Origin of the sequence: Cupriavidus sp. SIMBA_020, from assembly GCF_046535395.1 — a bacterium.
In the GTDB taxonomy this organism is placed as follows: Bacteria; Pseudomonadota; Gammaproteobacteria; order Burkholderiales; family Burkholderiaceae; genus Cupriavidus; species Cupriavidus campinensis.
The window spans coordinates 21,193-41,047 of sequence record NZ_JAWRWU010000014.1 but is presented as its reverse complement, the minus strand read 5'-3'; the positions used below and the strand labels follow the sequence as shown (position 1 = coordinate 41,047).

The following is a 19,855-nucleotide window of genomic DNA, read 5'->3' as shown; positions in this document are numbered from 1 at the left end:
AAGGAAATTATAACCAGCCTCTCTTCGTTTCGTCAACAACTTTCCGACGTTTTTTTATCCATCGAAACTTGCTGCAAAAACTCTGGTTCGCCTCGAAACCGGCCTGCAGCGGGCGTTTCCGCCGATTGCTGCGTGTCGTGTTCGACAGCGAGGCCGCATTATAGCGACCTTTTGGATTTGTGCAAACAAAAAAACCGCCCGAGGGCGGTCTTTCTGCATTGGCACTCGACAAGCTTAGTCGAACACCGGCGATTCCACGCCGAGGATCTTGTGCAGCTTCGGCGAAGTCGTCGTGTACTGCATGTGGATCTTCTTCTCGGGGAAGATGTACGGGGCAGCGCCGAACGCGGCCAGCGCGCACTCGTGGAAGCCCGACAGGATCAGCTTCTTCTTGCCCGGGTAGGTGTTGATGTCGCCCACGGCGAAGATGCCCGGGATGTTCGTCTGGAACTTCTCGGTATCCACCTTGATCTGCTTGCGCTCGAGCTCAAGGCCCCACTCGGCGATCGGGCCAAGCTTCGGCGACAGGCCGAAGAACACCAGCAGGTCGTCCAGTGGCAGGCGGCGGGTGACGCCATCGGCACCCGTCACCTTGATTTCGGTCATCAGGCCGTCGCGTTCCTCGTAGCCGCTGATCTGGCCCACCAGGAACTGCATCTCCATCTGTTCACACAGTTCCTTCATCTTGGCGACCGATGCCGGCGCGGCGCGGAAGCCGTCGCGACGGTGGATCATCACCACCGATTCAGCCTTGCCGACCAGGTCCAGCGTCCAGTCCAGCGCGGAATCGCCGCCGCCCACGATGACCAGGTTACGGCCGTGGAAGCGGCTCGGATCCTTCACGCGGTAGAACAGTTGCTTGCCGTCGAACTTGTCGATGCCTTCCACCTTCACGGTACGCGGCTGGAACGAACCCACGCCGGCGGCGATGAAGATGGTCTTGGTGATGAAGCGCGTGCCGGTCGAGGTCTCGACGAAGAAGCGGCCGTCCTCGCGGCGCTCCACGACGGCGACTTCCTGGCCCAGGTGGAACGTAGGCTCGAACGGCTCGATCTGCTTGAGCAGGTTGTCGGTCAGCTCCTGGCCCGTGCAGATGGGCACGGCCGGGATGTCATAGATGGGCTTGTCCGGGTACAGCTCCACGCACTGGCCGCCCACTACCTTGAGCGAGTCGATCACGTGCGCCTTGATTTCGAGCAGACCCAGTTCGAAGACCTGGAACAGGCCAACGGGGCCGGCGCCAACGATCAGCGCGTCGATTTCCAGCGGCTGGCCGCCGGGATTGCCGCCGGCCTGCTGGGTCGCGTCGGCCACGGGATTTGGAATGCTCAAGTCCATATTCGTCCTGATACGTTTGTGGGCACGCTGTGCCCGGTATTGCGGAAAGCGCGTGGGGCGGCTTTCTTGTTGTGGTGTCGCCGGGGCTCAGCGCTGCAGGTATTGCAGCTTGTCGGTGGCGTCCTTCCATTCCTCGGCCTCGGCCAGCGGGGCCTTGGTCTTGGTGATGGACGGCCACGAACGGGCCAGTTCGGCGTTCAGATCGATGAAATTCTGCTGATCGCCGGGGACGTCTTCCTCGGCATAGATCGCGTTGACCGGGCACTCGGCCACACACACGGCGCAGTCAATGCATTCGTCGGGGTCGATGGCCAGGAAGTTCGGGCCTTCGCGGAAACAATCGACCGGACACACATCAACGCAGTCGGTGTAGCGGCAACGGATGCAGGATTCGGTGACAACGTGAGTCATTTCGGTTCCAAAAAGCGGATCGGTCTTCGATGGGAAACAGTTCAGGCCACTTGTGGTGCCGCCGCGCCCGGCCGCCGGACACGCGCGCACGCGCATGTCAATCGGTGGATGTCGGGGCGCACGGGGGCCGTGGCCTTTCAAAGACCGATATTGTATCCGAGCCTTCCCGCAAGGATAGCGAGTCTATATAGCCGGGTCAGATAGTTTTCTTATTTCTTTATGTGCTTTTGGGTGCAAACCGGGCGAACCCGGCCCCAAATCGCCTTGGCAACCGCCCGTTGCGCCACGAAAGGCGCGCGACGGACTAGTATTCCCCTGTATGGCCCGGGGGCTTTCGGGTCATTTTTTCGCCTTCTTCCTCGATTTCCGAGACGCGCCATGCCCATTTCGCACCGCCTGACCTGCCTGCTGATCGCCGTTTCTCTGGCGCCGGCCGCCGGCGCGCAGCCGATGGGCGCGGGCCGGGGCAACAATATGGCCGATAGCGTCGTCTCGCGGCTGGTGGCATGGCGGGCGCGCACCGACCAGCCGGTGGCGCTGGCCGCGCTGACCGCCTTCGACTGGGACAGCTTCAGCGTGGTGCGGGCTCCGGCTGGCGACAGCATGGCCAACTGCAGCCGCGAGGGCCTGGTGCCGTGCGGGCCGGAGCTGCATCCGCCGCCGGGCGCGCAGGTGCAGGTGCTGCGCTTCGACCGGGCCGGCCAGCAGGTCTATCAGGAGCGGATCATGGTGCCATCGGGCAATTTTGCCGATCCGCTGCCATCCGCCGTCAGCCGCGCGCGGGCCACGCTGGTTACCTGCGCCGATGGCGGCGGGCCGCCACTCTGGTGCCTGCAGTCGGGCGCGCAGCCGGGGGTGCCGTCCGACCTGCGCTGGCTGGATGGCAGCTAGCCCAGCTCCGGCCATCCCTGGCCATTCGGCCAGTTTCGGTTAGCATGTGGGCCTCGTCTCCGGCATGCCGTTTGCGCCACGCTATGATCATCCGCTCCCTGCTAGACACCGACCTGTACAAGTTCACAATGATGCAGGTGGTGCTGCACCGCTTCCCGCAGGCTCAGGTCGAGTACCGGTTCAAGTGCCGCAATGCGGGCGTCGACCTGACCCCGTATATCGACGAGATTCGCGCCGAAGTGGCCAACCTCTGCCAGCTCCGCTTCACCGAGGAAGAACTCGACTACCTGCGCAGCATGCGCTTCATCAAGAGCGATTTCGTCGATTTCCTGGCCCTGTTCCACCTGAGCGAGAAGCACGTCGCGATCACGCCGTCCGAGAAGGGTGGCGGTGAGATCGACATCACGATCCGCGGCCCGTGGCTCCATACGATCCTGTTCGAGGTGCCCTTGCTGGCCATCGTCAACGAGGTCTATTTCCGCCGCACCCAGCCAGCACCGGACCTGGCTGAGGGCCGCCGGCGCCTGGAGGCCAAGCTCGCGCTGCTGAAGGCGGCGCCCTACGCCGACTGCGTGATCGCAGACTACGGCACCCGCCGGCGTTTCTCGGGCGCCTGGCAGGAGGAGGTGCTGCTGACCGCGCGCGGCATCCTCGGCGCGCAGCTTGCCGGTACCAGCAACGTCCACTTCGCGCGGCTGCACAACATGACCCCGCTTGGCACCATGGCCCACGAGTACCTGCAGGCGTGCCAGGCGCTCGGCCCGCGCCTGCGCGACTCGCAGGTCTACGCGCTGGACAACTGGGCGCAGGAATATCGCGGCGACCTGGGCATCGCGCTGTCCGATACTTATGGATTCGATGCCTTCCTGCGCGATTTCGACCTCTTCTTCTGCAAACTGTTTGACGGCGTGCGGCACGATTCGGGCGATCCGCTCGAGTGGGGCGAGCGCATGCTCGCGCATTACGCCTCCCACCGCGTGGATCCGCGCGGCAAGACGCTGATCTTCAGCGATGCGCTGAACATCCCCAAGGTCATCGAACTGTACGAGCGCTTCCGCGGCCGCTGCAAGCTGGCCTTCGGCGTGGGCACGAACCTGACCAACGACCTCGGCTACACGCCGCTCCAGATCGTCATCAAGATGGTGCGATGCAACGGCCAGCCCGTGGCCAAGCTCTCGGACACGCCCGAGAAGACCATGTGCGACGACCCCGGCTACCTGGCCTACCTGCGCCAGGTGTTCGCGATTCAGCCCCCGGCTTAACAACATTCACGCCCGGCGGCGCCCGCGTGCCGGCGCGGCCTTCTATAATCGGCCAGCCCCAGGAACCGGACCCCTTACGCCATGGAAACCAACGCCGCCCGTGACCGCATCTTCGCCCGCATCCGCGCCGCCCAGGGCAGGGGGGCCACGGTGACCACCGGCGAGCGCGAGGCCGTGGACGACTATCTCGCACGCCATCCGCAGGGTCCGCAGCCGGCCATTGCCGCGGATCGGGTCGAGGCGTTCAGCCTGCAGGCGCAGAAGATGGCCTCCACCGTGGAGCGCGTGGCCACGCTGGCCGACGTGCCGGGTGCCGTCTCGCGCTATCTGGACGGCCTGGGCCTCGTGCGCCGCGCGGTGGCGTGGGACAGCCTGGGCGACCTGCCATGGCAGGCGCAGGGGCTGGACGTGGCATGCCGTCCGCCAGCGCGCGATCCGCAGGTCGACCATGACCATGGCGACCTCGTTGGCATCACCGGCTGCTTCGTGGCGATTGCCGAGACCGGCTCGCTGATGCTGTTGTCGGGGCCGCAAACCTTTGCCTCGGCCGCGCTGCTGCCTGAGACCCACATCGCCGTGGTGCCGGTTTCGCGCATCGTGGCGAACCTCGAGGAAGCCTTCGCGCGCATGCGTGCCGAGCACGGCCAGCTGCCCCGCGCTACCAATGTCATCAGCGGCCCGTCGCGCACGGGCGATATCGAGCAGACCATCGTCCTCGGCGCCCACGGCCCATACCGCGTGCACGTGATCCTCGTCGACCAGGACTGAGGGCTGGGCTCGGGGCCCGGCCAGGCGTCACATTCCGGGTTATTCCGGCAGCATTTTCAGACCAGTCTCAAAAGGGTTTGCTTTACACTGGCCGCTTTCGAGACGAGGAGAACCTGCCCGATGATGCGACGCGCACGACGTGCCATGGCACCGTGGTCTACCGCGATGCTTGCGGTCATTGCCCTGTTTCCGTCCCTGGCCGGTGCCGCCGAGATCGATGGCGCCACGCTGTCGCCGCTCTGGGGCGTGCCGTTTGCCGGTGTCCTGCTGTCCATCGCGCTGTTCCCTCTACTGGCCCCGCACTTCTGGCACCACCACTATGGCAAGGTGGCTGCGGCCTGGGGCGCGCTGTTCCTGGTGCCGTTCGCGATGCAGTTCGGTGTCCACGCCGCCGTGGCCAACACGGTGCACGCGCTGCTGGGCGAATACATCCCGTTCATCATGCTGCTGGGGTCGCTCTACGTGGTGGCCGGCGGTATCTGCCTGCGTGGCAACCTGCACGGCACGCCCAGGCTGAACACCGGCATCCTCGCGCTCGGGACCGTGCTGGCCAGCCTGATGGGCACCACCGGCGCGGCGATGCTGCTGATCCGGCCGCTGCTGCGCGCCAACGACAACCGCCGCCATGTGGCACACGTGGTGGTGTTCTTCATCTTCCTGGTGGCCAACGCGGGCGGCTCGCTGACGCCGCTCGGCGATCCGCCGCTGTTCCTGGGCTTCCTGAAGGGCGTGGAGTTCACGTGGACGCTACGCAACATCTTCCCCGAGACGGCGTTCCTGTGCGTGGCGCTGCTGGCGCTGTTCTATGTGGTGGACCGCCACTACTTCCTGAACAAGGAAGAAGAGCTGCCGCTGGCGCAGGACCCGACGCCGGACTCCAAGCGCCTTCAAATCGACGGCAAGATCAACTTCCTGCTGCTGCTGGGCGTGCTGGCGCTGGTGCTGATGAGCGGGCTGTGGAAGCCGGGTATCGCGTTCGACGTGATGGGCACCGAGGTCACGCTGCCGGCGCTGGTCCGTGACGTGCTGCTGGTGGTGATTACCATCGTGTCGCTGATCGCCACGCCGCATAGCGCGCGCAGCGGCAACGAGTTCAACTGGGAGCCGATCCTCGAAGTCGGCAAGCTGTTCGCGGGCATCTTCCTGACGATCATCCCGGTCATCGCGATGCTCAAGGCCGGCACCGACGGCGCGTTCGCTGCAGTGATCCACGCGGTCAGCGATTCCTCTGGCAAGCCTATCGACGGCATGTACTTCTGGGCGACCGGTATCCTGTCCTCGTTCCTGGACAACGCACCGACCTACCTGGTGTTCTTCAACACCGCCGGCGGCGACCCGGCCACCCTGATGACGCGCGATGCCTCGACGCTCGCCGCCATCTCGGCCGGCGCGGTGTTCATGGGCGCCAATACCTATATCGGCAATGCCCCCAACCTGATGGTGAAGGCCATTGCCGAAAGCCGCGGCGTACGCATGCCGAGTTTCTTCGGCTACATGGCGTGGTCCGGTACCGTGCTGCTGCCGCTGTTCCTGGTGATGACGTTCCTCTTTTTCCACGTGTGACTGCCATGAAGCCCTCCGTCCTCGTTACCCGCGCGATCTATGCCGACGTCGTCGATCGTCTTTCGCAATATTTCGATGTCGACAGCAACCAGGAAGACCTGGTGCTGGACGCCGCCGCGCTGAAGGCCCGCCTCGCGGGCAAGGCCGGCGTGCTGGCCAATGCCGCGGACAAGATCGACGGCGCGGTCGTCGCAGCGCTACCGCAGCTGCGCGCCGTCTGCAACATGGCGGTCGGCTACAACAATCTCGACGTACCGGCCCTGACCGCCGCCGGCGTGGTGGCGACCAACACGCCCGACGTGCTGACGGAGACCACGGCCGACTTCGGCTGGGCACTGCTGATGGCCACCGCCCGCCGCGTGACGGAGTCCGAGCACTACCTGCGCGCCGGCAAGTGGAAGCGCTGGAGCTATGACATGCTCGTGGGCATGGACGTCTACGGCAGTACGCTCGGCATCCTCGGCATGGGCCGCATCGGACAGGCGCTGGCCCGTCGCGCAGCTGGCTTCGGCATGAACGTGCTGTACCACAACCGCAGCCAGTTGCCCGCCGAGACCGAGCGCGCGCTCAATGCGCGCTATGTCAGCAAGGCGGAACTCCTCGCGCAGACGGATCACCTCTTGCTGGTGCTGCCGTACAGCCCCGAGAGCCATCACGCGATTGGCGCAGCGGAGCTGGCGGCGATGAAGCCGACCGCCACCCTGATCAACCTGGCGCGCGGCGGCATCGTCGATGACGCCGCGCTGGCCGCCGCGCTGCGCAATGGCCAGATCTTCGCCGCCGGTCTGGATGTGTTCGAAGGTGAGCCGAGCGTCCACCCTGATCTGCTGACGGTACCAAACGTGGTGTTGACGCCGCATATCGCGAGCGCCTCGGAGAAGACGCGTCGCGCGATGGCCAATCTGGCCGCTGACAACCTGATTGCGGCACTCGACGCCGGCCCCAAGGCGGGCCATCCGCCTTCGGTGATCAACCCTGAGGTCATGGCGCGCCGCCGCTGAATCGGATGTTCCTGAATTGATGACATTGATTTCCGTCCTGACGCTCGCCACCGCCATCGTGGCGGTGATCCTGCTGGCGGTGCTGCTGTGGCGCTCGCGCGCCGGGGCGGCATCCGCGGAACTGCTTGATGGTCTTGATCGGCTGGAGCGCGTGTTGCGTGGCGAAGTGAGTGCGGCCGCCCGCGATGGCCGCGATGAGTCCGGCCGGCAGATGCTGCGCTTCCAGCAGACCTTGTCGGCGCACCTGACCAGCATCGCCACGGTGCAGAATCAGCAGATCGCGCAGATGTCCGAGTCCAACGACCGCCGGCTGGCCGAGGTGCGAGCCACGCTCGAGCAGAAGCTGCGCGACATCGAGGCGAACAACGCCGCGAAACTGGAGGAAATGCGACGCACCGTGGACGAGAAGCTCCATGCGACGCTCGAGCAGCGGCTGGGCGAGTCGTTCAAGCTGGTGTCGGACCGGCTGGAGCAGGTGCATCGCGGCCTGGGCGAGATGCAGATGCTGGCACAGGGCGTGGGCGATCTCAAGCGGGTGCTGACCAATGTCAAGTCGCGCGGCACGTGGGGCGAAGTGCAGCTGGAAATGCTGCTGGAACAGATCCTCACGGCGGACCAGTACGGCAAGAATGTTGAGACCGTGCGCAATTCGGGGGCGCGGGTCGAATTCGCGATCCGGCTGCCGGGCCGCGACCCGTCCAGCGGCCCGGTATGGCTGCCGATCGATGCGAAGTTTCCGAAGGAGCAGTACGAACGCCTTGTCGATGCCCAGGAGCATGGCGACGTGGACGGCGTGGCCGTGGCGGGGCGTGAGCTTGAGGTGGCGTTGCGCCGGGAGGCGCAGTCGATCGCCGAGAAATACCTGGCGCCGCCGGCTACCACCGACTTTGCAATCCTGTTCCTGCCAACCGAGGGGCTTTACGCCGAGGTGCTGCGCCGCCCGGGCCTGACGGACCTGCTGCAGCGGGATTTCCGCGTGACCGTGGCCGGGCCGACCACGCTGACCGCGTTGCTCAACAGCCTGCAGATGGGATTCCGGACGCTGGCGCTGGAGAAGCGCTCCAGCGAGGTGTGGGAGGTGCTGGGCGCCGTCAAGACCGAATTCGGCAAGTTTGGCGAGGTGCTGGCCAAGACGCGCGATACGCTGGTGCGTGCCGCGCGCAATATCGAACAGGCCGAGGTGCGAACCCGCCAGATGGAGCGGAAGCTTCGCACGGTGGAAGCGCTGCCCGGGGAACTCGCCGAGCAGCTATTGGGAACCGCCGCAACGGCGGGTTCGCCGGAGGCGGTGCAACCGCCTCCGCCACAGGACGACGCCAGCGCGGCCCAAGCCGCCAATGGTGACGTTACTGGTGATCTTCGGGCGTGAGTTCGCGCACGTGCACTTCGATGCCGCCGAAGCGGGCGGCTACCCAGTTGTAGGCCTTGCAGCCGAGCCACAACAGGCCGAAGCCAATCAGTGCGTTCAGGATCAGCGCGGTGAAAACCGTAATCCCCGGCAGGTCGCCATAGCGGATAAAGGCCACGAACAGGCCCATCGCCACGATTGGCACCGAGAAGCACAGATAGACCAGCACCAGTGCGCGCGCGGTCTTGACGGGGTGGAGGTACGCGATCTCCTGATTCATGACGACAGACAAGATATTGGGGGGGTGATTTTTCGTGCTGCAAGTGTAGCGACTGGGGCTTGCGACGCATAGTCCGTCACTCGCGGGGCGTACAAAAAACGACAGCGCAACGTGTGCTGTCATACGATGACTGCCGATTTGATCATTGATTCGGCTCATCAATGCGGCGCACCTATGCCTCGGGCGTTCCGCATGGCGGACTGCAACAAATTACATCAGCCCGTCGAACAGCATCACCTCGACCAGATCGCCGGCGGCAACGGCTTCTTGCTCGTGGCCCAGCACGATGAAGCAGTTCGCCTCGCTCATCGACCGCAGTACGCCAGAGCCTTGCTGGCCGGTGATCCGGACTTCCCAGTCGCCATCGGCCGCCGGCGCCAGAATGCCGCGCTGGTATTCCGTGCGGCCGGGCTTCTTGCGGATGGCCGCCGCGCTGCGCACGCGCATCAAGGGCAACGGCGGCACGTTGGCACCCATCTGCCGGTGCAGCGCGCCGCGCACGAAGTGGTAGAAGGTGACCATCACGGCCACGGGGTTGCCGGGCAGGCCGAAAAGCAGGGCCTCCCGGCCGTTCGACGCAATGCGTCCGAATGCCATGGGGCGGCCCGGGCGCATGGCGATCTTCCAGAATGTGACATCGCCCAGCCGCGCCATGATTTGCTTGGTGTAGTCGGCTTCGCCCACGGACACGCCGCCGGAGGTGATCACCGCATCGGCGTTTTCGCAGGCGCTGCGGAACGCGGCCTCCAGCGCGGCGGGGTCGTCGCGGACCACACCCATGTCGATCAACTCGACATTGAGCCGCCGCAGCATGCCGTGCAGCGTGTAGCGGTTGGAGTCGTAGACGCAGCCGGGGTCGAGCGGCTCGCCAATCGAGCGCAGTTCATCGCCGGTGGAGAAGAAGGCCACGCGCAGTCGGCGCCGCACCTTGATTTCGGCCACGCCGAGCGAGGCCAGCAGGCCAAGGTCCGCCGGTTGGAGAATGCGGCCGGCGGCGAGTGCCGCCTGACCGCGGGCCAGATCTTCGCCACGCAGCCGGCGGTTGTCGCCGGGGCGCACGGCATCGGCCGCAAAACGGATCTGGTTGCCGCCTGCCTGCACGTCCACGAATTCCTGCGGCACCACGGTGTCGCAGCCGCCGGGCATGATTGCGCCGGTCATGATGCGCACCGCCTGGCCCGCCGTGGGCGCCGCGTCGCACGCATTGCCGGCGTAGGCCGTGCCGATGACTTCCAGGACCACGTCGCCGCCGGCTGCCAGCGCCGCGCTCTGGAAGGCGTAACCGTCCATCGCCGAATTGTCGTGGGCGGGCACGTCGATGGGCGAGATCACGTCCTCGGCCAGTACCCGGTCAAGCGCGGTGCGAAGTGCCAGTTGCTCGGTGCCACGCACCGGCTCGACCACCTCGCCGATGATCGCGTTGGCCTGGGCCACGGGCAGGGCGGTCGGGTCGTAGCCGGAGAGGCAGGAAATGACGGATTGCAGGGATGGCATGAGCAGTCTGCGGCGAAAAGAAGCGAAAACGGCGAAAAAGGGCGGAAACGCGGATGGAACCGCGGGCAGGACGGATGCCCGAGTCTAACCCGCGTGGTGCGCTCAGCGGGCCTCGTGTGTGCGTAGTTCGTCCAGCGTATTGATGTTGGCGAACGCGTCGGCGTCGGGGAAGGGCACCTCTGCCAACCGGTGGCTGGCCGCCCAGGTCTCGATCTTGCGCCCGCCGCCACTGATGTAGGTGATCAGGCTGTCGAGCGCCGTGACCGGCATCAGGCAGAACACCGGCTGGGTTTGCCGATGCCCGTCGGCGTCCACCGTAACCGGAATTGCCATCTCGGCGCCTTCGGCCTCGATCGCCTGCGCCAGCCGTTCGACGAGGTCGGTGGGCAGGAACGGGGTGTCGCACGGCGCCGTGACGAGCCAGCCGGTGCTGCACTGCTCGAGCCCGGCCATCATGCCGGCCAGCGGCCCGGCGAAGTCGGGCACGGAATCGGTGACCACGGGCACGCCGAACGACTCATAGGCGGCTAGGTTGCGATTGGCGTTGATCAGCATCGCGCCAGTCTGCGGCGTCAGGCGCATCAGCGTGTGCATCGCCATTGGCACGCCGCGCAGCGGTTGCAGGCCCTTGTCGGTGCCACCCATGCGGCTGCCCCGGCCGCCGGCCAGGATCAGGCCGGTGATGTCTTCGCGTGCGATCATGACTTTCGGAAAGTTGTGAGGCGGCGCCGATGGCCGGGATGGCCCGGGTCAGCCGCCAATGTAGGACATCTCGATCTTGCGTTCGGCGCGCGCCAGGCGTACGGCCGGATCGCCTCGCTGCTCGGAATAGTTGTCGGTGCGGCCCTGCCAGACCTGGGCGATGGCATTGGCGATCTCCAGGTCGCTGTGGCCGCCGCGCAGCAGCGCACGCAGGTCGTAGCCCTCGGTGGCGAACAGGCACAGGTACAGGCGGCCCTCGGTAGACAGGCGGATGCGGCTGCAATCGCCACAGAACGCGTGGGTCACGCTCGAAATCACGCCGATTTCGCCGGCGCCATCGCGATACCGCCAGCGCTCGGCCGTCTCGCCCGAGTAGTTGGCAGGAATCACCTCGAGCGGAAACACTTCGTCAATCCGCCGCACCACGTCGGCGGAAGGTAGCACTTCGTCCATTTGCCAGTGGTTGCTGGCGCCAACATCCATGAATTCGATGTAGCGGACGATGATGCCGCTGCCACGGAAATGGCGGGCCATGGGCACGATTTCGGCGTCGTTGGTGCCGTGTTTGACCACCATGTTGACCTTGATCGGCGCCAGGCCGACGGCCTGGGCGGTCTCGATGCCGTCCAGAACGTCGCGCACTGCGAAGTCAACGTCGTTCATCTTGCGGAACGTGGCGTCGTCGATGGCGTCCAGGCTCACGCTCACGCGCGACAGGCCGGCATCGCGCAGCGACTGCGCCTTGCGCCCCAGCAGCGACGCATTGGTGGTCAGCGTCAGGTCCAGCGGCTTGCCCGAGACGGTCTCGATGCGCGCCAGCATTTCAACGAGTTTTTCGATGTTCTTGCGCAGCAGCGGCTCGCCGCCGGTCAGCCGGATCTTCTCCACACCCTGCGACACGAACACGCGCGCAGCGCGTTCGATCTCCTCGAAGCTCAGCAGCTCGGCGTGCGGCAGGAAGGTGTAGTCCTTGTCGAACACCTCCTTGGGCATGCAGTACACGCAGCGGAAGTTGCAGCGGTCCGTCACCGAGATGCGCAGGTCGTGCAGCGGCCGGCCGCGGGTGTCCGCCACGAGGCCAGTGGGTGTGTCGAGGTGGGACGGAATGCTTGGCACCATCGAGCGATAACGATGGTCGCGCAGGTCGAGGATGGGAATGACGGTGTCGGTCATGGCCTGGGGGTGGCGACGCCGCTGCCCGGCGCGATGTGTGCATCCGGGGCGGTTCTGCCTGCATTCTAGCCGAGGTGGCTGACGCGCCGGCGGCGACCGTGCGCTTCGCAGGGGCACAGTGGGGTATTGGCGGCGGCAGTACAGTAATGTGATGCATGCATCATGTGCGGTGCCCCATGAAAAAAGGGACGGCCGAAGCCGTCCCTTTTTCCGTGTTGGTTGCCAGCTAGCGCTGGCCGACCTTACTGCTGTTGCTGCTGCTGTTGGTCGCGCTGACCGCCGGTCTCGACCAGGACCATCGGACCTTCCGGCAGCGGGGGCAGCGGCTTGCGCTCGCGCTGCACGCGCGGGGCCGGTGCCACGTTGGCGGCGGCGGTCTGGGCGGCTTGCAGCTTGGCATTGTCCGTCTCCACCCACTGGAGGCCGGCCGAAGCCAGCATCGGCTCGAGTGCATCGGCACGCAGCGGAGCGGCGGCCGGCGCTGCCACCGGGGTCGGCGCGACGGCAGGCGTCACGATGACCGGCTCGGCAACGACCGGGGCGGCTTCGACGGGTGCCGGTGCCGGGGCTTCCACCACCGGAGCGGTGTAGACCGGCGCGGGCGTCACAACCGGCGCGGCTTCGGGGGCGCTGACCGGTGCGAACACCGGTTCGGCCACCGGGGCCGGGCTCACGGGCTGGGCCGGCTGGCTCGGCTGGGCGTAGGCGGCAGGTTCCACGCGGGCCACGGTTTCCACCGTTTCACGTGTTTCGCGGATTTCCACGGCTTCCGTGACCTCGGCGACTTCCGCCACCTGGGCCACGCGGGGCACCTCAGCCACCTGGGCCACGGCAACCGGTTCCGGCTGGGCCACGACTTGCGGTGCAGCCTGGGCGGCCACCGGTGCGAATTCCGTCTCGGTCACGCCTGCGGCCACTTCGGCCAGGTTGGACGTGTCGTTGGCGTCGCCGTTTTCGCCATCGGCGCCTTGCACACCATCTTCGCGCTCGCGGCGATAGCGGTTACGGCCACGACGGTTGCGGCGGCGGCGCTCTTCGCCCTCTGCACCTTCCGTTGCCACGGCTTCCAGGCCTTCCGGCAGTTCGGTCGCGGCGGCGGCTGCCACCACGGCCACGGCCGGGGCGGCTTGCGCAGCCTCGAATGCGGTCTGCGGTGCACTTTCGACGTTCAGGGCTTCCTCGGTCTCGCGGGTGTCGCCACGCTCACGCTGCCGTTCGCGCTGACGCTCGCGGCGTTCCTGATTGCGCTCACGGCGATTGCCTTCCTGACGGGCTTCGCCACCCTCGGGCTGACGGGCGATGGCCGGCGTGGCCTGCTGGCCTTCGCGCGGGGCGCGTGCCGGACGCTCACCGCGCTCGGTGCGTTCGCCACGTTCAGTCCGCTCGCCACGTTCGGCACGATCACCGCGTTCCGCGCGCTCACCACGCTCGGCGCCACGTTGTTCACCACGCTCGGCACGTTCGCCACGCTGGCCACGGCCCTGGCGCTCGCCACGCTCGCCGCGTTCACCACGCTGTTCGCGATCACCACGCTCGCCACGTTCACCACGCTCGCCACGGCCCTGGCCACGGCCTTCGCCGCGACTTTCGCCACGCTGGCCGCGTTCGCGGCGGCCGTCGCCGCGTGCCTGGGCGTCAGCGGCCGGCTTGGCCGGCTCTGCCGCCGGGGCGGCGGCCGGACGTGCGCCGAACAGGCCCTTCAGCCAGGCGATGAAACCGCCGGCGGCCACGGGCTGCGTGGCCGGTACCGGACGTGCGGCAGCGGCCTCGGGGCGCGGGGCGCGCTCGGGGCGGGGCACCGACACCGGCGCCGGCGCGTCGGGCGTAATGCCCTTGACGGCGGCTTCCTGGCGCGGACGCGCATCTTCCTTCTTGCGGCTGCTGTAGCTCGTGTCCGCCTCGAGTTCCTTGGCGGCGGCCTCGGCCATGCGATAGCTGGCCGTGGATTCCTCCAGGCGCGGATCGTCGTGGCGCAGGCGCTCCAGCTTGTAGTGCGGGGTTTCCAGGTGCTTGTTGGGGATCAACAGCACGTTCACCTTGAAGCGCAGCTCGATCAGGTTGATTTCCTGACGCTTCTCGTTCAGCAGGAAAGCGGCCACTTCCACCGGCACCTGGCAGTGGATGGCGGCCGTGTTCTCCTTCATCGCCTCTTCCTGGATGATGCGCAGCACCTGCAGGGCGGACGATTCGGTATCGCGGATGTGACCTGTTCCATTGCAGCGCGGGCAGGTGATGTGCGAGCCTTCCGACAGCGAAGGACGCAGGCGCTGGCGCGACAGCTCCATCAGGCCGAAGCGGCTGATCTTGCCCATCTGCACGCGGGCGCGGTCGTGGCGCAGGGCGTCCTTCAGGCGCGTTTCCACGTCCTTCTGGGCCTTGCTGGACTCCATGTCGATGAAGTCGATCACGATCAGGCCGCCCAGGTCGCGCAGGCGCAGCTGGCGGGCGATCTCGTCGGCCGCTTCCAGGTTCGTGCGCAGCGCCGTTTCCTCGATGTCCGCGCCCTTGGTGGCACGGGCCGAGTTCACGTCAACGGAAACCAGGGCTTCGGTATGGTCGATCACGATGGCGCCGCCGGACGGCAGCATCACCATGCGGGAATAGGCGGACTCGATCTGGTGCTCGATCTGGAACCGCGAGAACAGGGGCACGTCGTCCCGGTACTTCTTCACGCGGTTCATGTTGTCAGGCATGACCACGCTCATGAAAGCGCGTGCCTGTTCATAGATCTCGTCGGTATCGATCAGGATCTCGCCGATATCGGGCTGGAAATAGTCGCGAATGGCGCGGATGACCAGGCTCGATTCCAGATAGATCAGCAGCGGGGCCTTGTTGTCGCCGGCGGCGCCGTCGATGGCCTTCCACAGTTGCAGCAGGTAGTTCAGGTCCCACTGCAGTTCCTCGGCCGCGCGGCCGATGCCAGCGGTGCGGGCGATGATGCTCATGCCGTCCGGCACGGTCAGCTGGCCCATCGTCTCGCGCAGTTCCTGGCGGTCCTCGCCCTCGATGCGGCGCGATACGCCACCGCCACGCGGGTTGTTCGGCATCAGCACCAGGTAGCGGCCGGCCAGCGAGATAAAGGTGGTCAGGGCGGCGCCCTTGTTGCCGCGCTCTTCCTTCTCGACCTGGACGATCAGTTCCTGGCCTTCGTGCAGGGCGTCCTGGATGCGCGCGTTGCGCACGTCCACGCCGTCCTTGAAGAACGCACGGGCCACTTCCTTGAACGGCAGGAAGCCGTGGCGCTCTTCGCCGTAGTTGACGAAGCAGGCTTCCAGCGAGGGCTCGATGCGGGTGATGACGCCCTTGTAGATGTTGCCCTTGCGCTGCTCGCGCCCGGCGGTTTCGATGTCGATATCGATCAGTTTCTGACCATCGACGATCGCGACGCGCAATTCTTCCTGTTGCGTCGCGTTGAACAGCATGCGTTTCATCGCAATACCTCACTCCAGTGTCGCGGAAGTCACACGAAAGGTGTCCGCGACGATCCATGGAGCACGCGAGGAAATAGAGTGGGGGCGGGAGAATTGCCGGAGTCGCCGGCGCGCAATACGACGCGGCCGGGCGGGGCGCGGGTGAAAGAGAGAGGCTGTCGACGTCTAGGCAGGCGTCCGCTGGGTCGGAGAGAGCGCCATGGCACTGCTCCTGATACAGCGACTTGCGGCGGATGCCCGGAATGGCCGGGGGCGATGCGGCAACGCACAATGCAAACGGCACTGGCGTCGCGGCATCGCGGCCGGCCGGGAATGGCCAAGACGCGTCAAAGAGCAAGTTTTCCGGACGCGGCAAGCGGGGCCGAATGTCAACCTGACCTGTCTCCTGGCGGGCGCGCCGCTGCTTCTTGGAGTTCTGCGACCGGGCGCCGGTAATACGACTAGCCGATATTGCAGGTCGGTTGGCAGGCTCGCCTGCCGGCCGGCACCGATTTCCCGGTGCGGGCGGTCTTCTCTCACCGATGTGGATGCCTGTCGGGCATCCACATTGAATTCTGTTCTACCTGGATCACTCTGTTTCCACGTGCCCGCCGTTTCTCGCCGAAGCCGCCTCTGGGCAACTTCCTGCGCGCCGGCGTGGCGCGTGCGTGCTGCTGATTTCCACCATTTGCCCATCTGGCGCCTGCGGGGTACGCAAAATGCGGGAGACGGGCCGGGTTGGTGGCAACCCGAAGTGTAAAATGCGTGATCCTGCGCGGATATTGGTGGCAATCCCCATCGGTCTCGTCACCCGCCAGCCCAACTTGGGCCCGCGCCTATATTGCTCACAGAATCGCTTACACAGGTCGTGCGCTGCCGGTCTTTGGCCGGGACAGCCGGGAAATTATATTGAAAATGAATGAGTTACGCCATCAAATTGAAAAGGAGCCGCGCGTCGCGCCCGGCGCGCTCCAGGTGGCGTACGTCACGGTGGACGAAAGTGCCGAGGGCCAGCGCATCGACAACTTTCTGCTGAAGGTCTCAAAGGGCGTGCCCAAGAGCCATATTTACCGGGTCTTGCGCTCGGGCGAGGTACGCGTGAACAAGGGCCGGATCGACGCCACTTACCGGCTGAAGCTGGGTGATGTGATCCGGATCCCGCCCATGCGGGTGGCGGAAAAGGCACAGGACGCCGATGCTTTCGTGCCTTCGTCGGAATTCCCGATCCTGTTCGAGGACGCCTGGCTGCTGATTATCGACAAGCCGGCCGGCGTGGCCGTCCATGGCGGCTCGGGCGTGGCCTTCGGGGTGATCGAGCAATTGCGCCGCGCGCGGCCCGAGGCGAAGTTCCTGGAACTGGTGCACCGGTTGGACCGCGAGACGTCCGGCATCCTGATCCTGGCGAAGAAGCGCTCGGCGCTGGTGCACCTGCACGAGCAGATGCGCGGCACCGGCATGGACAAGCGCTACTTCGCCTGCGTGGCAGGCGAATTCCAGAACACGCGGCAGCACGTCAAGCTCCCGCTATATAAATACAGCACGCCCGATGGCGAGCGGCGCGTGCGCGTGCAGGCCGATGGGCTGACCGCGCACACCATCTTCAACAAGGTGGAGGCGTTCCCGGGCTACACCCTGCTCGAGGCCGAACTGAAAACCGGCCGCACGCACCAGATCCGGGTGCACTTGCAGGCGTCCGGCTTCCCCATCGTCGGCGATGAGAAGTATGGTGATTTTGCGCTCAATAAGGCACTTTCTCGTAGCAATGCCAAGCCCGGCATCAAGCGGATGTTCCTGCACGCGCACCGGATGACGCTGGCGCACCCGTCCACGGGCGAGCCGCTGACCGTTTCGGCGCCATTACCCGCCGAGTGTGTTGATTTTCTGCAACAATTGCGTCAGCACCGCGCGGCGGACTGACGCGTCGCATCGCCGCCTTCGCAGCCGCCACACCACTTTCCGCATCGACCAAGGACCTCAATGGCCAGGCAGCGCTTCGACCTGATCGTCTTCGACTGGGATGGAACCCTCATGGATTCCACCCCGACCATCGCCAAATGCATTCAGCTGGCCAGCCGCGACCTGGGCCTGCCCGTGCCGGATGACAGCGCCGCGAGCCACGTGATCGGCCTTGGGCTGAAGGACGCGCTGTCCTATGCCGTGCCCACGCTGGACCCGGCCGACTATCCGCGCCTGGCGGAGCGTTACCGCTACCATTTCCTCACGCGCGATGCGGACCTCGTGCTGTTCGATGGCGTGCGCGAGATGCTCGAGGCCCTGCACGGCGAGCACTACTTCCTCGGCGTGGCCACGGGCAAGACCCGTGTGGGGCTGGAGCGGGCGCTGGCGGCCACCGGCCTTGGCAAGCTGTTCGATGGCACGCGTTGCGCCGACGAGACGTTCTCCAAGCCGCACCCGGCCATGCTGCAGGAGCTGACGCGCGAGCTGGGCCAGGACGTGGCGCGCACGGTCATGGTGGGCGATACCACCCATGACCTGCAGATGGCGGTCAACGCCGGCGCGCACGGGCTGGGCGTCTGCTACGGCGCGCATCCGGCCGATTCGCTGCGCGCGATGGCGCCGGTGCACTGCGCCACGTCGATCGCCGATCTCCAGGACTGGCTGCTCACGCATGCCTGAAGCCGGCCAGCCACTGCACCGCGTGTGCGCCAGCGACGAACTCGTCGATGGCGGGGCCGGCGTGCGGTTCTCCGTGCGCCGGGAAGCGCGCGAGATCGGCGCATTCGTGGTCCGTTTCGATGGCGTTGCGCACGCCTACCTGAACCAGTGCGCGCACGTGCCGATGGAGCTGGACTGGCAGGAGGGGCAGTTTTTCGATAGCGCGGGCCTATACTTGATGTGCGCGACACATGGCGCGGTTTATGCGCCAGACACCGGCCTTTGCGTGGGCGGCCCTTGCCGGGGCGCCGCGCTGGCCAAGCTCCGGACCGAGGAACGCGAGGGTGCTGTCTACTGGCTCCCCGAACCGCCTTTTTACCCGCCCGACGCCACCTGAATGATCCGCCGGGCCGCCGTCTGACTTTATCGAGTCCATCGCATGACAGAACAGCAAAAACCGCCGGTCGAACCGGGTCAAACGCAAGACGAACACAAGGCCGGCGACAGTCACCGCCTGGAAACGGCGGCGCAGGCCGATTTTCCGCTCGAGCAGGAACTGCGTGCCGGGGAGGACGCGGCGCGGCGCGAGGCCGACGAGCGCCGTGCGCGCCTGAGCGGGCAGGGTGGAGCGGCCCCGGTGGGTGGCGGCAGCGCCACCGGTGGCTGGGAGCGCGACGTGCTGGAGAAGGTGCTGATGGCCACGCTGCGCGAACAGCGCGCGGCACGGCGCTGGAAGATCTTCTTCCGGCTGGTGGTGCTGGGCATCCTGGCGCTGATCCTGTACGCGGTAATCGACTTCAAGGGCGATGGCATCGCCAGCACCGCGGGGCGCCATACCGCGATGGTTTCGCTGGAAGGCGAGATCGCGGCGGGCACGCCGGCCGGCGCGGAATCGATCAATGCCTCCCTGCAGGCGGCCTTTGCCGATACCAACGCGGCCGGCGTGATCCTCAAGATCAATTCGCCGGGCGGCTCGCCGGTGCAGGCGGGCATCATCAACGACGAGATCAAGCGTCTGCGCACCGTGTATCCGGGCAAGCCGTTCTACGTGGTGGTGGAGGAAATCTGCGCCTCCGGCGGTTACTACGTGGCAGCGGCGGCCGACAAGATCTATGTGGACAAGGCCAGTATCGTCGGCTCGATCGGCGTGCTGATGGATGGCTTCGGCTTCACCGGCCTGATGGAAAAGCTCGGCGTGGAGCGCCGGCTGTACACCTCGGGTGCCAACAAGGGCATGCTCGACCCCTTCTCGCCGCAGGTGCCGCGCCAGAAGGTCTATGCCGAGACCATGCTCAAGGAGATCCATCAGCAGTTCATCGACGTGGTGAAAGAAGGCCGCGGCGACCGGCTGAAGGACGATCCGGACCTGTTCTCGGGCTTGTTCTGGTCCGGCGAGCGCGCCGTGGCGCTGGGCCTGGCCGATGGCGTGGGTAGCGCCGACTACGTGGCGCGCGACCTGTTCAAGGCCGAGGATATCGTCGACTACACGGTCAAGGAAAACATCGCCGAGCGCGTGGCCAAGCGGTTTGGTGCGGCCATGGGCAGCGCGGCGATGAAGACCATGATGATGTCGACCGGCGCGCAGTCGCTCCGGTAAG

The 19,855-nt window shown here is 66.2% G+C and carries 17 protein-coding genes; 10 read left to right on the top strand and 7 right to left on the bottom strand.

All coding sequences use genetic code 11. From position 1 onward, the window contains the following. Positions 1-234: 234 nt before the first annotated feature. Both SB751_RS22655 and fdxA read right to left on the bottom strand, forming a co-directional pair. Positions 235-1,338: an NAD(P)/FAD-dependent oxidoreductase gene (locus SB751_RS22655; protein ID WP_092290087.1), complete on the bottom strand. Its 1,104-nt coding sequence runs from the start codon at positions 1,336-1,338 to the stop codon at positions 235-237. 87 nt (positions 1,339-1,425) lie between these two features. Beyond that, positions 1,426-1,749 carry a ferredoxin FdxA gene (gene fdxA, locus SB751_RS22650; RefSeq protein ID WP_092290086.1) on the bottom strand — a complete coding sequence of 108 codons (324 nt, stop codon included), beginning with the start codon at positions 1,747-1,749 and terminating at the stop codon, positions 1,426-1,428. 378 nt (positions 1,750-2,127) lie between these two features. Here fdxA and SB751_RS22645 point away from each other — a divergent pair, with 378 nt between their 5' ends. From SB751_RS22645 to rmuC, 6 genes are all read left to right on the top strand, one after another. Then, positions 2,128-2,640: a hypothetical protein gene (locus SB751_RS22645; protein WP_144199370.1), complete on the top strand. Its 513-nt coding sequence runs from the start codon at positions 2,128-2,130 to the stop codon at positions 2,638-2,640. 83 nt (positions 2,641-2,723) lie between these two features. Continuing rightward, on the top strand, positions 2,724-3,902 hold the full coding sequence (gene pncB, locus SB751_RS22640; RefSeq protein WP_144199368.1) for a nicotinate phosphoribosyltransferase: 1,179 nt from the start codon (positions 2,724-2,726) through the stop codon (positions 3,900-3,902). A gap of 81 nt (positions 3,903-3,983) precedes the next feature. After that, positions 3,984-4,670, top strand: coding sequence for a lactate utilization protein C (locus SB751_RS22635; RefSeq protein ID WP_144199366.1), 687 nt, complete (start codon positions 3,984-3,986; stop codon positions 4,668-4,670). A gap of 144 nt (positions 4,671-4,814) precedes the next feature. Then, positions 4,815-6,233: a sodium:proton antiporter gene (locus tag SB751_RS22630; RefSeq protein ID WP_377732130.1), complete on the top strand. Its 1,419-nt coding sequence runs from the start codon at positions 4,815-4,817 to the stop codon at positions 6,231-6,233. A gap of 5 nt (positions 6,234-6,238) precedes the next feature. Then, positions 6,239-7,234 (top strand): 2-hydroxyacid dehydrogenase, encoded by a 996-nt coding sequence (locus SB751_RS22625; protein ID WP_144199364.1) that lies wholly within the window; start codon positions 6,239-6,241, stop codon positions 7,232-7,234. 19 nt (positions 7,235-7,253) lie between these two features. Further along, on the top strand, positions 7,254-8,603 hold the full coding sequence (gene rmuC / locus SB751_RS22620; protein ID WP_144199362.1) for a DNA recombination protein RmuC: 1,350 nt from the start codon (positions 7,254-7,256) through the stop codon (positions 8,601-8,603). Here rmuC and SB751_RS22615 read toward each other — a convergent pair. The 5 genes from SB751_RS22615 to SB751_RS22595 form a co-directional block, all read right to left on the bottom strand. Continuing rightward, positions 8,581-8,862, bottom strand: coding sequence for a hypothetical protein (locus tag SB751_RS22615; RefSeq protein WP_092290069.1), 282 nt, complete (start codon positions 8,860-8,862; stop codon positions 8,581-8,583). The two genes, rmuC and SB751_RS22615, sit on opposite strands and share 23 nt — an antisense overlap. A 210-nt stretch (positions 8,863-9,072) precedes the next feature. Then, positions 9,073-10,356 carry a gephyrin-like molybdotransferase Glp gene (gene glp / locus SB751_RS22610; protein ID WP_250024677.1) on the bottom strand — a complete coding sequence of 428 codons (1,284 nt, stop codon included), beginning with the start codon at positions 10,354-10,356 and terminating at the stop codon, positions 9,073-9,075. A 102-nt stretch (positions 10,357-10,458) separates the two neighbouring features. Further along, positions 10,459-11,058 (bottom strand): molybdenum cofactor guanylyltransferase MobA, encoded by a 600-nt coding sequence (gene mobA / locus SB751_RS22605; protein WP_211943966.1) that lies wholly within the window; start codon positions 11,056-11,058, stop codon positions 10,459-10,461. Positions 11,059-11,106: 48 nt separating this feature from the next. Beyond that, positions 11,107-12,231, bottom strand: a complete 1,125-nt coding sequence (gene moaA / locus SB751_RS22600) for a GTP 3',8-cyclase MoaA (RefSeq protein ID WP_250024676.1) — start codon at positions 12,229-12,231, stop codon at positions 11,107-11,109. Between the two features lie 242 nt (positions 12,232-12,473). Then, complete coding sequence (locus SB751_RS22595) at positions 12,474-15,662, bottom strand: Rne/Rng family ribonuclease (RefSeq protein WP_144199354.1); 3,189 nt, start codon at positions 15,660-15,662, stop codon at positions 12,474-12,476. Positions 15,663-16,556: 894 nt separating this feature from the next. Here SB751_RS22595 and SB751_RS22590 point away from each other — a divergent pair. The 4 genes from SB751_RS22590 to SB751_RS22575 are packed head-to-tail and all read left to right on the top strand — an operon-like array spanning position 16,557 to position 19,854. After that, positions 16,557-17,558 carry an RluA family pseudouridine synthase gene (locus SB751_RS22590; protein ID WP_211943940.1) on the top strand — a complete coding sequence of 334 codons (1,002 nt, stop codon included), beginning with the start codon at positions 16,557-16,559 and terminating at the stop codon, positions 17,556-17,558. Positions 17,559-17,618: 60 nt separating this feature from the next. Then, positions 17,619-18,278, top strand: a complete 660-nt coding sequence (locus tag SB751_RS22585; RefSeq protein ID WP_149135568.1) for an HAD-IA family hydrolase — start codon at positions 17,619-17,621, stop codon at positions 18,276-18,278. Further along, positions 18,271-18,654, top strand: a complete 384-nt coding sequence (locus SB751_RS22580; RefSeq protein WP_144199348.1) for a Rieske (2Fe-2S) protein — start codon at positions 18,271-18,273, stop codon at positions 18,652-18,654. Before SB751_RS22585 ends, SB751_RS22580 begins: the two co-directional genes overlap by 8 nt. 42 nt (positions 18,655-18,696) lie before the next feature. After that, entirely contained in the window at positions 18,697-19,854 is a 1,158-nt protein-coding gene (locus SB751_RS22575; RefSeq protein ID WP_144199346.1) for a S49 family peptidase, read from the top strand. Position 19,855: the final 1 nt, after the last annotated feature.